This window comes from Vibrio sp. 10N.261.51.A4 (genome assembly GCF_041471945.1).
Lineage (GTDB): Bacteria > Pseudomonadota > Gammaproteobacteria > Enterobacterales > Vibrionaceae > Vibrio > Vibrio crassostreae_C.
The window spans coordinates 1-13,231 of sequence record NZ_JBFRPJ010000041.1 but is presented as its reverse complement, the minus strand read 5'-3'; the positions used below and the strand labels follow the sequence as shown (position 1 = coordinate 13,231).

Below are 13,231 nucleotides of genomic sequence, written 5' to 3'. Positions count from 1 at the left end.
ATTGTTAAAGAGCTTTGCTTATCAAAACTTTCTTTTTACATAGAAACCCTTGAAAGCGGACGTGAATTCTAGCGATTTAATCTTAAGTGTCAAACACTTTTTAAAATTAATTTGTTTCGAACTTTCCGTCTTACTGATTACCGCTGAAGCCTTGTGGCGTCTGCCGTGTCAGTGAGGCGGCATTATAGAGATCATCGAAAACATGGCAACCCCTTTTTTGATAAAAATTCAAAAAAGTTGCTTAAGTGTCTATTTTTACGTCAAAAGCTTCTTTCACAGGTCAAAGCTCATACAGTTACAGGCATATCACTTAAAATTTCGCGACTAGATCTTTCGAAAATGCCTCTATATCTAGTTCAATACTCCATTTATCACTCAGTTCTACGATGTTATCTAGCGACTGCTGAACCGTTTTGATCGTCAAAGTATTGTTGTCTAGGTCGTATACCTGTTTTTGCGTAGTGTAATAGAAGTAAAGGATTGTCAGTGCATCTCGGTCGCCTTGTTCCGCTTTTGGCTGAATACGCTTGAGCTTACGATAGATTTGATTGTGGATTTGTTTCAGGTTCCAAACATAAAGCGCTTCTTTAAAATACTCATGCCCTTTCACTCGGCTTGCGATAAACGCATTCAAAGCGACAGATAAAATCACCCCAAGTACGTTCAAATGAAAGTTCCCTGTCGATTCACCAGTAATTGAAGTCGCCGAGCCAAACAATTCGATCAGAATGGTGCCGAATACAATAGCAAACAATGCAAGTGACCCAACTAATGACACCAGCAACAGGTTCATCTTCTTTCTATATTCTTCTTTATTAATCTTCTGTAACTTCATCGACTACTTCCTTCTGCAAGCCACCTAATAATTTGCGCATACTATCTATGTAAACATTGGGTCGCTTCAACCCTTACCGTCTTGTAATGTGGTCACTCTCTATTTAATACTCAAAGTTCGCGGGTTGGTGCTAAGTGCAACTCCATTTGACTTCATTAATAGAAAAGAGTTACATACCGCCACAATTTTGGTTATTCATCAATTCATGTTGATAAAGTCCGTTTCGCTTTATCACATACTGACAAGGTACATTCCATGCGTTCATTTGTATTACGCGCTCGCGCAGCCCCTACAGAGAGCAAACTTATCTTAGAAGGTGTTGGGCAAGATGCTCATACTGAGATTCTGGCTCATACTCTTATGAACACGATCTTCGTTGCTCAATCTCACCGTGAGAATGTCACCGTGCACCTTGTATTAGAAAGTACTAAAGACTTTTCACGTACGATTACATTCGATTCAAACGAGATCACCAATATTGGTGGCTTCCATGAGTCAGCATTGTTGTCTGCGGTAGTAAGAGCGGTTGACGCTTCTCAAGGTATGACAAAAGAACAGACGCGTCAGGTTGAATCGGGTATCACTGTTCGTACTATGAGTTTTGAAAAGCTAGTTAAAGAACTGGCTGAAGACCACCAGCTATACATGATGGATAAGAAAGGTGACTTTATCCGTGATGCAGAGATTGCTGAAAACCCATGTTTCCTTCTTACTGATCACATCCCTATGCCGAAGAAAAGCTACAACAGCTTAAAGCGCTTAGGGACAGAAAAAATCAGCTTAGGCCCGAACATGCTGTTTGCTTCTCAGTGCGTTGTATTGATCAATAATGAGCTGGATATTCGCGGTTTCTAGCCCCCGGACTGATAAGCTAAACAAAAAAGAGCTCAACTAAGTGAGCTCTTTTATTATCTATCTCTTGGTATCGAGGGTGTTATCTCATAATCAAGCCTGATTAACCAAAGATGAAGCTGTATAGGAAGCCTGCACCCATCGCCATGCTTAGGATAACGAATAGGAATGCTGCAATCATTTGGTTCTTGAAGATTGATTTAAGCAGGATAACTTCCGTCAAACTTGCACCTGCACTACCAATGATCAATGCCATTACTGAACCCAACGCCATACCTTTCTGTACTAGAGCTGCACTTAATGGGATTACCGCTTCAGCACGAATGTACAGTGGAATACCAATCACGGCAGCTACTGGAATCGCATACCACATACCTTCACCAGCGTACTGTGCAATTAGGTCTGTAGGAATGAAGCCGTAGATGAATGAACCAATCGCGATACCCATCATTAGGTAAGGGAAAACTTGTTTGAAGTCTTTCCAAGTTGAGAACCAAATTCTCATCCAACGACTAGGTTCTTTCTTCTCTACGATTTCAGCTGTTGCGCTTCCATCCGCTGAACAGCATGAAACCGTTACTTGTGGCTCTTCTTTTTTAGAATCGCAGCAAGATGTCTCTTTCGCCATTACGGGTGCAGGTTCGCCACATGCACTTGTACCACATGAAGATTCTGCTTTAACCGGTGCTGCTTTCTTAGGAGCAGAGTCACCACAGCTAGTGCCACAGCTTGAAGCTGAACCTGTTGATTCATACGCTTCAGGTTTTACGTAACGCTCAAAGCCAAGCTTCTCAAGTGCGTAACCAGCCACTACAGACACCGTCATTGCTACAAGGAAGTAGAACACAGCAACTTGCCAACCGAAGGTAAACACAAACAAACCAATGATCACTGGGTTCAATAGTGGGCTACCAAATAGGAACACCATCATTGGACCGAAACCCGCTCTTGCACGCAGCAATCCTTTTAAGAAAGGAATGGTCGAACATGAACAGAAAGGTGTAATTGCACCCAGTAGTGCTGCTACTACATAACCCTTACCATTACGTGAGCTCAGGATAGATTGAATCTTTTCTGGTGTAAGGAACTCTTGAAGAATCCCAACAATGTAGCTGATCGCTAAGAAAAAGATAATTAGCTCTACTGCTAAGAAAGCGAACATATCAAGTGCGTCTTTCAGCATTGTTAACATTTCATTGCTCATAATTAACTCCAAACTGGATTGAAGGTCGGGCTCTATGAGAAAAGTAACCAATCCTTAATTTCGAATATTCTCGAATTATAGAAATAAACAGCTCCAGAACAAGCATTATTTCGATAAAAATCGAAATTATTTTCGAAAACACAGTTTTTCAATAACTTACATAGACACCGTTTTTAAATTTGAATTCGACATACATTTCGACTAACATCGAAATTAAATCTTGAGGAGTTAATATGAACTTAGAAGTCGTTGCGAAAGCACTTAAAGAGTTGGGGCACCCTATTCGCCTAACCATTTATAAGAGTGTCGTTAAAGCTGGCTACCAAGGCATTGCAGTTGGCGGCCTACAAGAAGAGCTAGGCATTCCCGGTTCTACCTTGTCTCACCACATATCAAGCTTGGCGTCTGCGGGCCTAATCAGCCAAAGACGAGAAGGAAGAACTCTATTCTGCGTGGCGGAGTATGAGTGCCTAGAAGGTGTGATTGATTTCTTACAAGACGAATGTTGCGTAAATGAACAGTGCAACTAATGCACCTTTGAAGCTCGAACAAGTCTGGGCCGAGTATCAGCAAGCATTAAAGTCATTCCTGCATTCAAAGGTCAACAACTCTGCGGATGTAGACGACTTGCTCCAAGATACCTTGATTAAGACCTATCAGAACTTAGATAAGGTACAAGATGCTAGCAGTGTTAAGGCTTGGCTGTTCCAGTTAGCCAACAACACCATTATCGACTTCTACCGTAAGCATGCACGCCAACAACGTGATAGCCAAATTGATGCTGAAGATCTGTGGTTTACCGATTTAGACCACGACTCTGAATTTAAGCAGAAACTTTCATTGTGTATTGTACCTTTTATTCAGGCATTGCCAGAACAAAGTTCATCGCTACTGCTTGCGGTCGACATCAAAGGCCAAAGCCAAAAAGAGATCGCAGAAGCGCAGAACGTCAGCTATTCAACGGTTAAATCCCGCGTGCAAAAAAGCCGTGCTGATCTTAAGAACCTGTTTGAAGAGTGTTGTAACTTGTCCCTTGATCAACAAGGCAATGTGATTGATTGCGAGCTTAAGCCGAACGCCAGCTGCGGCAAGTGTTAATCGTTACATCGAATCCGTTATTTCAATAGAACAAAGCCAGCAATTAATGCTGGCTTTGTTGTTTTCATAATCTGCAAATCACTCTTTACTTAAGCAAATCTAGAGCTTGAGCGAACCGAACTATGCTGCTTCCGCTTTTACCACAGGTTGATAGCGCCCCGGTTTATGATTCATTGCTAGAATCAAGTTGGTGACTATCGCACCAAGCACAGACAGAAGAACCAATGACACATCAACAATGAACAGAGAAAGCACAACAATCGTGCAGTCTAATGCCATCTGAACCTTACCTGCTCGAATTCCAAAACGTTCTTGTAAGAACAACGCCAGAATGTTGAAGCCACCTAAGCTCATCTTGTGACGGAAAATCACCAGCATGCCGGTACCAATCAAGCCACCACCAAGTAAAGCTGCATACAATGCATGAATTTCGGCAATTTGAATCACGTGATACAAGTGATCCACGGCGAACGAAACAATCGAAACCGCGATAAACGTATTGATTGTGAAGCGCCAGCCCATACGAGCAACCGACAAAATATAGAAAGGTAAGTTAAGTGCGAAGAATACTTGGCCAAAGCTCAAATCTGTTACTTTGGTAATGAAGATCGCTAGACCAGCCGTGCCCCCGGTGAGCAAACCGACTTGGTTGAAAAAGATAACGCCGAGTGAAACCAATGCGCTACCTAAGATCAGTGCCAGTAAGTTTTCGCGAAGATTATGATCTTTATCCATGTGAATGACTCTCCCTGAATCTTTTAACATCGCGTTTCAGTAGTCTTGAAACGATTTATGCCCAAATTTACGATGTTTGACAGATAAGTCGAGTGAACGAGCAATGTTGCTTAGTGATTAGTTTGTATATTAGTTTTTACATCTTTGTGAAACTTTAAATTAAACAGCTAGTTATAAGCCTTAATTTAGACTTTCATTCTTAATTAGATACTTGTTTCTATTAACTAACGAGCTTCAAGTTTTCTTATTTATTGAGCGCGTTTTATACCAATTCCAATCAAGCGACAATCTATGCATAAAACGCATAGACTACATCACAAATGGTCATTTGATACATACCCGACTCATCACTATGATGCGCGACTTCTTACAACATTGAGCGCATGTCAACACCGTATGTTTTCACAATCTCTTTTTGCCCAACTTGCCAGAATGACGTTATTCCTCGTCATTAGTTTGGTTATTGTGCATCACAGTCAGCCATTGATTGATCTCTTGGCTCAGCATGCCGTAAGCAGTGGTTGCCACCAGCAGTCAGGGCATGATCATTCTGGGCACGAACATCACCATGAGATGACTGACCAACACATGTCAGCGCAAGACCACTCACATCACCACCATTAATTTAAGAGTATTAGAATGAGCATTTTCCGTTTTCCTTTACTGGTATGGCTAGGGATAGGCACACTTATTATCAGTCTAGGGATCAGACAATCATTCGGCATTTTCATGATGCCAATTTCAGAGCATTTCGGCACGGGTCGAGAGTTTTTCAGCTTCTCTATTGCTCTACAAAACTTATTGTTCGGTGTGTTCCAACCTTTTGTTGGTATGGCCGCTGACAAATGGGGAGCAAGACGCATCATTATTGCTGGCGCATGTGCTTACGGTTTGGGTTTACTTCTTACCTCAATTTCTACCGAATCGAGCATGCTTTACGTTTCGTTAGGCGCACTGGTTGGTCTTGGCTTGAGTGCGACAAGTTACGTGATCGTGCTTGGCGCAGTAGCGAAAGTTGTACCAGCAGAGCACGCGGCTAAGGCGTTTGGCTTAACCACGGCTGCAGGTTCATTTGGTATGTTCGCGGTAATTCCGGGCGCACAATACATGCTGAATGAATTTGACTGGCAGAGTGCGATGCAAGTGTTTGGCGTACTGTGTTGTTTGATGATCTCTTTTGCGCTGTTCATGCGAGCGCCTAAAGCAGCCTCAAACAAACAAGCGCAAGCTGAAGAGAACCAAACACTCAAAGAAGCGTTGTCTGAAGCGTTTGCTCACAAAGGTTACTGGTTGATTCACGCGGGCTTCTTCGTGTGCGGTTTCCACGTAATGTTTATCGCAACGCACTTACCGAGCTATTTAGCAGATAAAGACCTACCCGCGAGCAGCGCTGCGATGGCACTGGCTTACGTTGGCATCTTCAACATCTTTGGGTCTTACTTCTGGGGTGTAATGGGCGACAAGTTCAGCAAACGCCACGTTATGTCTGCACTGTACTTAGTGCGTACTGTGGTTATCGGTGCGTTTGTGACTCTGCCTGTGACTGAATCAACCGCGGCTATCTTCGGTGCGGCCATTGGATTCTGTTGGTTGGGTACAGTTCCGCTAACGTCTGGCTTAGTTCGTCAGATCTTCGGTGCCCGTTACCTATCAACGTTGTACGGCTTGGTATTCTTTACTCACCAAGTGGGTAGCTTCTTAGGCGCTTGGGTGGGTGGTCGTATTTACGATTACTACGGTTCTTACGAGCCAATCTGGTGGTCAACGGTGGTGCTGGCATTTGCAGCAGCACTTATCCATTTACCAATCAATGACAAGCCCATTGAGCGACTGAAATTGGCAATGGCTTAACGTTTTATGCTGACTCCCCCACTAGCGTAAACAAGTCGTTCCAATAAAGCGAGTGAGTATTGAAAGGAAGCATCCTGAGATACTCACTCGCTTTTTTGTTGGTCGTTATAGTAGAAATTATAACTAGCGAAACTGGCATAAAGCTCACTGAATAATAAGACTATTATTTTAGTTTTCATTTATAGTATCCACCCGCTCCTTTAAAACTAATCCGCAGGCTTATGGAATACATGGATCAGACTGTCCTTATCGCAATGACACTCATTTTTGTCGGCTCGTTTGTGCAAACCGCAATCGGCTTTGGTTTGGCCATTGTTGCAGCCCCACTGCTGTTTTTGGTCTCTCCAGATTATGTGCCTGCGCCTATCTGTTTGATCGGTCTGTTTATCTCGTTATTCAACGCTTTTAAACATAGAGCAAATATCTCTATTGGCGGATTAAAAATCGCATTGCTGGGCCGTATTCCTGGGTCACTGGCAGGTGGTGCTTTGTTGGTGATGGTTTCAACGAGCGTGTTATCACTATGGTTGGGCTTATTGGTAGTATTTGCCGTGATTGTTAGCCTACTGCCCTTTAGACTCGAACCAACCCCAACTAAGATGGGTATTGCGGGGTTCTTCTCTGGGTTCTTTGGCACCAGTTCTGGTATTGGTGGTCCACCGATGGCACTGCTACTCCAACACCAAGATGCCAATCAGCTTCGTGGTAACCTTTCTGCGTTTTTCGTGTTTAGCTCGATCATTTCGTTGGTTGTACAGATCCCAATTGGCTTCTTCACGCTACACCACTTGATCATCACTATACCTTTGCTGCCTGCTGCTTGGTTGGGTTACAAAGTGGCGTTAATGACGACACAAAGCATCCCTAAAGAGAAGATACGCATTGGTTCATTACTGCTATGTTCTCTCAGTGGCTTTACGGCAATCTGGCAGGGTTTAGCTGGCTAGTTATTGGCGATAAAGACAAGAAGAAGAAAGACATCTTAGAAAACCAACACAAACACCCAGTAGATAAAAGGACGCTCTATGACTTACGACGAATTCAACGCATTCTGCGAGTCACTGCCTGCAACCAGTTATGTGATGCAGTGGAATAACTCGCACGTTTGGAAAGTGGGTGGCAAGGTGTTTGCGATTGGTGGTTGGGGACCGAAAGATGAGCCTGCGTTTATCTTCAAGGCGTCCGATCAGAATTTCGACTTTCTCAAAGAAGAGCCGGGCTATAAACCCGCACCCTACTTTGCTTCACGCGGTATGAAATGGATTCAGCTGTTTGAAAGCACGCCACAAAGGGATGAGGAGCTGAGATACTATCTCATTGAGTCACACCGAATTGTGTCCTTAGGTCTAACCAAAAAGAAGCAAGCAGAGCTAGGGCTCAATCAGTAGCGTTTATTACGTACTGCTAATCTGAGCCCTTCTTTTGCAGTGAGGACGGATCCCTAAGAAGTCTGTTTCAAAAATGCAGGTAAATAGCGTTCTATTTTTTGCTCTGAGATAAGCGGCACCAATAAATAGATCAAACCCGCAAAGGCAATAGATCCGGCTAAGTCTTCTGGTCGATGCATGCCAAGCCAAACACGGCTATAGGCGACACCACCAGCCCAAACCAGTAAACCGCCGACTAGATAAAAGCGTTTCGCCTCTAGGAGAAGACCACCAAAGAACGCCAAACACACACCGACGAAAATCATATGTCCAGATGGGAAAGAGTAGTCAGTTTCACCCAACCAGTGACGCGTTCGCCACTCGCTCACCTTATCTTCTACAGACTCAATCGCAGCATTCTTTTCAACCAATGGTAATTCGTAAAACACTTCCGGCATATCAACCACTTCCTGCGTCACCAAATACTCAGAATAAGGACGAGGGCTCTCAGTGGAATGCTTTAAGAAGGTTTTCGCTGCAAAGCTAAGCACCAACAACAAGCCGAGCTGCAGACAAAGACTGACTAACTTCGCTTTGGAAAACTTCATCGTGAACAATACTAAAGACAAAATCGCTAGTGTTACCAAGAACCCTTGATTGCCCGCAGAGTAAGTCACAAACGTTATGAAGGCGCCATAGAAAGGCAAAACAGCACTTCCAAGGTCGAAGTCAGATCCAAAGATCAAAAAGGGTATGAGGGAATACAAACTTAGAACGAGCAGTAATAAGCCTTTGGATTTGTTAGAGAACAGAGAAGTCATGGCTAAGATCTTTTAGATAAAGTGGTCGGATGCTATCGCAGCTTAGCATCGTCAATATCAATTTTATGTCAAAACGGTCATTCAGCCGTCATGGTGTAACAATATTCGATTAATGGACCTCTTGAGTATTGATTCGGTGAACAGCCACGCCAGCACCAATAATGTTCAACATCCATTTATGTTCATAGAGATAGCAAAAACCACTGAAACCAGACGAGACAAAGGCATCATCCCATTAATAGACTACCGGACGCGTTCTGCTGATAAAGTGAACACTTACCGGATTATAAGGCCAGAATCTTAAAAACTTTGCTGTCAGTCCTTTAAATCCACTATTGAAAGGATTACCATCTGGTCTGCTTTCAAAAGCAAAACAGATTATTAATTTTTATTCTCAGGGCGGGGCGAAATTCCCCACCGGCGGTATGTCCTTAGCAAAATCTAAAGATAAGCCCGCGAGCGCTCGATTCGTCGAGGTCAGCAGATCTGGTGAGATGCCAGAGCCGACGGTTATAGTCCGGATGAGAGAGAATGAAAACACACTCGTTTAAGTTGGAAAGGCGTACCCGCGTGAGTTGGGTTCGTACCTCCAACTTAGGCGGGTGCATTTCGTTTTGGATAAAACCATAATGAGCTAAAGTTGACTTGTAATGAGTAGGCTTTGTTGTGCTCGGTTGAGATCCCTCATACAGCCCTGATTCTGGTGATATTTTAGGAGTTTAACCATGAATCAGTCTTCACTACTTGCCGAATTTGGCGAACCAATCACTCGCGTTGAAAATGCACTGCAAGCTCTACGCGAAGGTCGTGGCGTACTTCTACTTGACGATGAAGATCGTGAGAACGAAGGCGACATCATCTACTCAGTAGAACACCTAACCAATGCTCAAATGGCGTTAATGATCCGTGAATGCAGCGGCATCGTGTGCTTGTGTCTAACTGACGAACAAGCAAACCAACTTGAACTTCCGCCTATGGTTGTTGATAACAACAGCGCAAACCAAACTGCGTTTACAGTAACTATCGAAGCGAAAGTAGGTGTAACGACCGGTGTTTCTGCTGCTGACCGTGTAACAACGATCAAAACAGCGGCAAACCCAACGGCTAAGCCTTCAGATCTAGCTCGCCCTGGCCACGTATTCCCGTTACGCGCGCGTAAAGGTGGCGTACTTGCTCGCCGTGGTCACACAGAAGGTACTGTGGATCTTATGCAAATGGCTGGTCTTCAATCGGCTGGCGTACTATGTGAAGTAACCAACCCAGACGGCACAATGGCAAAAGCGCCAGAGATCGTTGCTTTCGGTAAACTACACAACATGCCAGTACTGACCATTGAAGATATGGTGATGTACCGCACTGAGTTCGACCTTAAGCTTGCGTAACGTTTAGTGCTAAACGCTTAGCTCTTAAGCTAACGAAACTCAGAAATGAACATTGAAAGGTCTCACTCTTACTGCTTTTTCTAGTTAAAAGTATATAAAGGGTGAGGCCTTCTTCATTTCCTACACTGAAATCTAAGTTCCATCTCATCGCCCACGACTAACCTCTCAAAAAATCCTGCAAAATATGAGAAACATTCACTAGAATGGTGAAGTCATGCACCATCATTGATCATCCATAATTACAGGAAAATCATAAGCAACTGAAATATAACACTTATTTATTTTGGCACGGTGTCTGCACTACCACTAAGTAGGTATACAAATATTAGGAGTTGAATATGTTTGTAGTTATTTCAGTGGGTTTATCCCTATTAGTACTTGCGGCCCTGTTTCATTTCTCAAGGAAGAGACAAACAGCGCTATCACACAGGTTTGAAACCTTAGTTCTGCTTAGAGAATTATTGTTGTTATCACGCAAACATCGCGCGGCAACGCACTATGCTCTAGCTTATAAGTTGTCTAGCGACTCGATTCGCAAAGTGAACGAGATTTACGACAACATACTTGAAGTATCTGAACTGCTTCAGTCCCATGTGTCGTTTGATAGCCGCCCTATGTATCGCATCTATCACCTCAAGCTCATCGCCATGCACAGCGACTGGCAAAACCGTAGCTTGGTGCGTAACCAATCGATTCATGGCAAAACGATACGTCACAGCATGTTCTTAATGGATGAAGTGATGATCATCTGGCTTATTCAGTCTGAGCGAGAAGACATGAGCCGTGAGTATCACATGAATTGGCAACAGATCTTAGACTGCATGGAGATCCTGACCAAGTTACGCATGTGCATACCTGATATGGAGAAGCCTGAGGAGTACGCGAGATTCAAATTCTACGCATCTCAAACACACCGCAAACTTAACCAATTATCGATTATCTGCCCTCTTAGTAGTGGGTCACCGGTTTGTACGCGAGCGATGCATGCACTCTCAGAGATCGCATCAAGTAACGAAGCGACCCAACCGGCAGATAGCATGTACGAATTAACCAGTGATATCTCTAGCGTCGTGTCGCAAGTTTACGACCAAGTATTATCCGACATTACGAGAAGCTTGTATCAGCCTTTACCAGACATCAACGAAAAGGTGATAAATACCCGATTATCCGTACACCATTACATGTAAAGACTTCGTGAGAGGAGAGCGTGCTGGAACTCTGAATTATTGAGTTCAAATCCGATATCACCATTGATATCGGATTTTTGTATTTATGGGCTTTTAATTTTTGTCGCTATGTATCATTGCCTATGAAGTTTCTAACATCATCAGACCTGATATCGCTAGCCCAAGCTTGTGCCGCAAAATCAATAAACTGACGAACAACCGGAAGCTGATAGCTGCGAGACAGATACACCGCCCAAAGCACGCTGCTTGGCGAAACAAACTCATCCAATATTCGTATCAATTTGCCATTCGCAATCAGTGGGTTGGCTAAGTCACAAGGTAAACGAACTACCCCTTTCCCGTGCTGTGCGGCGCGAGTTAGCACTCCAACATCATTAGCCTTGATAGTGCCAGACACCTCAACTGAATAGTGTTGATTGTCCTTAACAAAATCCCACTTAGAAACATTCAAGTGACGAAAACAATTGTGTTGTCGAAGCGCCTCGACCGTTTCAGGTTCACCATGTTTGTCTAAGTAGGCTTGCGAGGCACACACCACTGAATCAATAACCATTAGCTTTCGTGCAATCAAACTATCATCAGGTTGATCGGTATAACGCAGCGCAATATCGATTCTGTCATCCACCAGCTGAGCAAAACGGTCAGAAGCAAAAAGTTCTACCGTGATATTGGGATGAAGCTCTGTGAACTGTTCAACCACATCCAACAACATGTGCTGAGTCAAACCAATCGGAGCAGCTATGCGAATAGTTCCGGAAAGAGCATCGGTTTGATTAAGCGCGGTCACTTCTAACTCCGCCGTTTCATGGAGTATTTTCTCGCAGCGCTGTAAGGCGATTTCTCCTGCCGTCGTCAGGCTAACCTTTCGAGTCGTCCTATGTAATAGCCTCTGCTTTAACCACCCTTCTATCTCTTGAACATGACGCGAAACCTGCAACCGACTCATGTCCAAGTGCTCAGCAGCTTGAGTGAAGCTGGCACAATTTGCGACTTCAACAAAGCTACGCATCGCCGTCAATCTATCCATCACACTTTTCCTTATCCACTGAACCAAGCCTATTAGATAACTATATAGATACAATCTACATCATTTTGCGATATTTATCACAACCTAGTGAGCTATTAGACTGCAATGGCTGTCGAGAAACAGACTCAATAAATTAGATAATTGGAGAGACATTATGAAAATTGCAGTATTAGGCGCATCAGGTTGGATTGGTAGTCACATCGCTCAAGAAGCTCACAATCTCGTGGTCACGAGGTCGTTGCTGTTGTAAGAGATGCAAGCCGCGTGGAAACCAAAGGCATTGAAGTTCGTTCATTTGATTTACAAGATGAAGCCGCAAGTCTAGCAAACGCACTATCCGGCGTTGATGCAGTCATTACTTCGATTGGCGGACGTGCTCTGGGTAATCACGACATCGTAAAAAACACAGCGACTAAATTGCTGGCAACATTACCGAGCATCGGTATCGATCGCCTACTTTGGGTTGGCGGAGCTGGCTCATTAGAAGTAGCGCCAAACGTACCGCTAGTGACTGTTCCTGACTTCCCTGCGGGTTACAAAAACGAAGCGCTAGCACAGGGCGAAGCTCTTGAAGTGTTCAAGCAATCTAATAGCGAAGTTAACTGGACATTCGTTAGCCCTGCCGCAGAAATATTCCCGGGCGAGAAACTATCGACCTACCGCACTGGTGGCGATCAACTGCTCACCGACGAAGATGGTAACAGCAAAATTTCAGTCAGCGATTACGCTATTGCGATGATTGATGAACTCGAAGCTGGCAAGTTCCCGCGCCAACGTATTGGTGTTGCTTACTAATGCTCAAATGTGTATTAGGTAAGCTCAATAGGCACTAGAAAGCAGAAAGCCGCTGACTTTGAAGTGACCCCGTAAAG

The 13,231-nt window shown here is 43.9% G+C and carries 14 protein-coding genes, 1 pseudogene and 1 riboswitch; of the genes and pseudogenes, 9 read left to right on the top strand and 6 right to left on the bottom strand.

What is annotated here, in order from left to right; genetic code table 11:
• Positions 1–310: 310 nt before the first annotated feature.
• Entirely contained in the window at positions 311–835 is a 525-nt protein-coding gene (locus tag AB4384_RS10080) for a DUF3087 family protein (protein ID WP_048611591.1), read from the bottom strand.
• Between the two features lie 255 nt (positions 836–1,090).
• Here AB4384_RS10080 and trmY point away from each other — a divergent pair, with 255 nt between their 5' ends.
• Entirely contained in the window at positions 1,091–1,690 is a 600-nt protein-coding gene (trmY, locus tag AB4384_RS10075; RefSeq protein ID WP_102393465.1) for a tRNA (pseudouridine(54)-N(1))-methyltransferase TrmY, read from the top strand.
• 100 nt (positions 1,691–1,790) lie between these two features.
• Here the strand turns inward: trmY and AB4384_RS10070 are convergent, their stop codons facing one another.
• Positions 1,791–2,891: a permease gene (locus AB4384_RS10070; RefSeq protein WP_372129415.1), complete on the bottom strand. Its 1,101-nt coding sequence runs from the start codon at positions 2,889–2,891 to the stop codon at positions 1,791–1,793.
• Between the two features lie 233 nt (positions 2,892–3,124).
• On the opposite strand from AB4384_RS10070, the gene AB4384_RS10065 reads away from it, so the two are divergent.
• On the top strand, positions 3,125–3,421 hold the full coding sequence (locus tag AB4384_RS10065; RefSeq protein WP_004733042.1) for a helix-turn-helix transcriptional regulator: 297 nt from the start codon (positions 3,125–3,127) through the stop codon (positions 3,419–3,421).
• A complete protein-coding gene (sigZ, locus tag AB4384_RS10060; RefSeq protein ID WP_372129413.1) occupies positions 3,405–3,989 on the top strand; it encodes an RNA polymerase sigma factor SigZ in 585 nt (194 codons plus the stop codon). Before AB4384_RS10065 ends, sigZ begins: the two co-directional genes overlap by 17 nt.
• A gap of 120 nt (positions 3,990–4,109) precedes the next feature.
• Here the strand turns inward: sigZ and AB4384_RS10055 are convergent, their stop codons facing one another.
• Both AB4384_RS10055 and AB4384_RS10050 read right to left on the bottom strand, forming a co-directional pair.
• Positions 4,110–4,724 carry a YitT family protein gene (locus tag AB4384_RS10055; RefSeq protein ID WP_017065874.1) on the bottom strand — a complete coding sequence of 205 codons (615 nt, stop codon included), beginning with the start codon at positions 4,722–4,724 and terminating at the stop codon, positions 4,110–4,112.
• Between the two features lie 460 nt (positions 4,725–5,184).
• Positions 5,185–5,334, bottom strand: a complete 150-nt coding sequence (locus AB4384_RS10050; protein WP_017061698.1) for a hypothetical protein — start codon at positions 5,332–5,334, stop codon at positions 5,185–5,187.
• Positions 5,335–5,363: 29 nt separating this feature from the next.
• On the opposite strand from AB4384_RS10050, the gene AB4384_RS10045 reads away from it, so the two are divergent.
• From AB4384_RS10045 to AB4384_RS10035, 3 genes are all read left to right on the top strand, one after another.
• On the top strand, positions 5,364–6,575 hold the full coding sequence (locus tag AB4384_RS10045; RefSeq protein ID WP_017061697.1) for an MFS transporter: 1,212 nt from the start codon (positions 5,364–5,366) through the stop codon (positions 6,573–6,575).
• A gap of 221 nt (positions 6,576–6,796) precedes the next feature.
• A complete protein-coding gene (locus AB4384_RS10040) occupies positions 6,797–7,522 on the top strand; it encodes a sulfite exporter TauE/SafE family protein (RefSeq protein WP_372129412.1) in 726 nt (241 codons plus the stop codon).
• Between the two features lie 78 nt (positions 7,523–7,600).
• Positions 7,601–7,963: an MmcQ/YjbR family DNA-binding protein gene (locus AB4384_RS10035; protein WP_017061695.1), complete on the top strand. Its 363-nt coding sequence runs from the start codon at positions 7,601–7,603 to the stop codon at positions 7,961–7,963.
• A 53-nt stretch (positions 7,964–8,016) separates the two neighbouring features.
• Here the strand turns inward: AB4384_RS10035 and AB4384_RS10030 are convergent, their stop codons facing one another.
• Positions 8,017–8,763: a phosphatase PAP2 family protein gene (locus AB4384_RS10030; protein ID WP_372129411.1), complete on the bottom strand. Its 747-nt coding sequence runs from the start codon at positions 8,761–8,763 to the stop codon at positions 8,017–8,019.
• A gap of 386 nt (positions 8,764–9,149) precedes the next feature.
• Positions 9,150–9,300: riboswitch (FMN riboswitch) on the top strand.
• 188 nt (positions 9,301–9,488) lie between these two features.
• Between AB4384_RS10030 and ribB the strand changes: the two genes are divergently transcribed.
• The gene (gene ribB, locus AB4384_RS10025) at positions 9,489–10,145 is read left to right on the top strand and encodes a 3,4-dihydroxy-2-butanone-4-phosphate synthase (RefSeq protein WP_136981188.1); all 657 of its coding nucleotides are present in this window, start codon (positions 9,489–9,491) and stop codon (positions 10,143–10,145) included.
• A 338-nt stretch (positions 10,146–10,483) separates the two neighbouring features.
• A complete protein-coding gene (locus tag AB4384_RS10020) occupies positions 10,484–11,332 on the top strand; it encodes a hypothetical protein (RefSeq protein WP_017061692.1) in 849 nt (282 codons plus the stop codon).
• A gap of 106 nt (positions 11,333–11,438) precedes the next feature.
• Here AB4384_RS10020 and AB4384_RS10015 read toward each other — a convergent pair whose 3' ends face one another.
• Entirely contained in the window at positions 11,439–12,359 is a 921-nt protein-coding gene (locus AB4384_RS10015; protein WP_372129409.1) for a LysR substrate-binding domain-containing protein, read from the bottom strand.
• Positions 12,360–12,513: 154 nt separating this feature from the next.
• Between AB4384_RS10015 and AB4384_RS10010 the strand changes: the two are divergent.
• Positions 12,514–13,154: pseudogene (locus tag AB4384_RS10010) on the top strand (NAD(P)-dependent oxidoreductase).
• Positions 13,155–13,231: the final 77 nt, after the last annotated feature.

Bases quoted from the DNA above. Each gene is read 5' to 3' on its own strand.
- AB4384_RS10080 (WP_048611591.1), bottom strand. From the start codon at position 835: ATGAAGTTACAGAAGATTAATAAAGAAGAATATAGAAAGAAGATGAAC.
- trmY (WP_102393465.1), top strand. From the start codon at position 1,091: ATGCGTTCATTTGTATTACGCGCTCGCGCAGCCCCTACAGAGAGCAAA.
- AB4384_RS10070 (WP_372129415.1), bottom strand. From the start codon at position 2,891: ATGAGCAATGAAATGTTAACAATGCTGAAAGACGCACTTGATATGTTC.
- AB4384_RS10065 (WP_004733042.1), top strand. From the start codon at position 3,125: ATGAACTTAGAAGTCGTTGCGAAAGCACTTAAAGAGTTGGGGCACCCT.
- sigZ (WP_372129413.1), top strand. From the start codon at position 3,405: ATGAACAGTGCAACTAATGCACCTTTGAAGCTCGAACAAGTCTGGGCC.
- AB4384_RS10055 (WP_017065874.1), bottom strand. From the start codon at position 4,724: ATGGATAAAGATCATAATCTTCGCGAAAACTTACTGGCACTGATCTTA.
- AB4384_RS10045 (WP_017061697.1), top strand. From the start codon at position 5,364: ATGAGCATTTTCCGTTTTCCTTTACTGGTATGGCTAGGGATAGGCACA.
- AB4384_RS10040 (WP_372129412.1), top strand. From the start codon at position 6,797: ATGGAATACATGGATCAGACTGTCCTTATCGCAATGACACTCATTTTT.
- AB4384_RS10035 (WP_017061695.1), top strand. From the start codon at position 7,601: ATGACTTACGACGAATTCAACGCATTCTGCGAGTCACTGCCTGCAACC.
- AB4384_RS10030 (WP_372129411.1), bottom strand. From the start codon at position 8,763: ATGACTTCTCTGTTCTCTAACAAATCCAAAGGCTTATTACTGCTCGTT.
- ribB (WP_136981188.1), top strand. From the start codon at position 9,489: ATGAATCAGTCTTCACTACTTGCCGAATTTGGCGAACCAATCACTCGC.
- AB4384_RS10020 (WP_017061692.1), top strand. From the start codon at position 10,484: ATGTTTGTAGTTATTTCAGTGGGTTTATCCCTATTAGTACTTGCGGCC.
- AB4384_RS10015 (WP_372129409.1), bottom strand. From the start codon at position 12,359: ATGGATAGATTGACGGCGATGCGTAGCTTTGTTGAAGTCGCAAATTGT.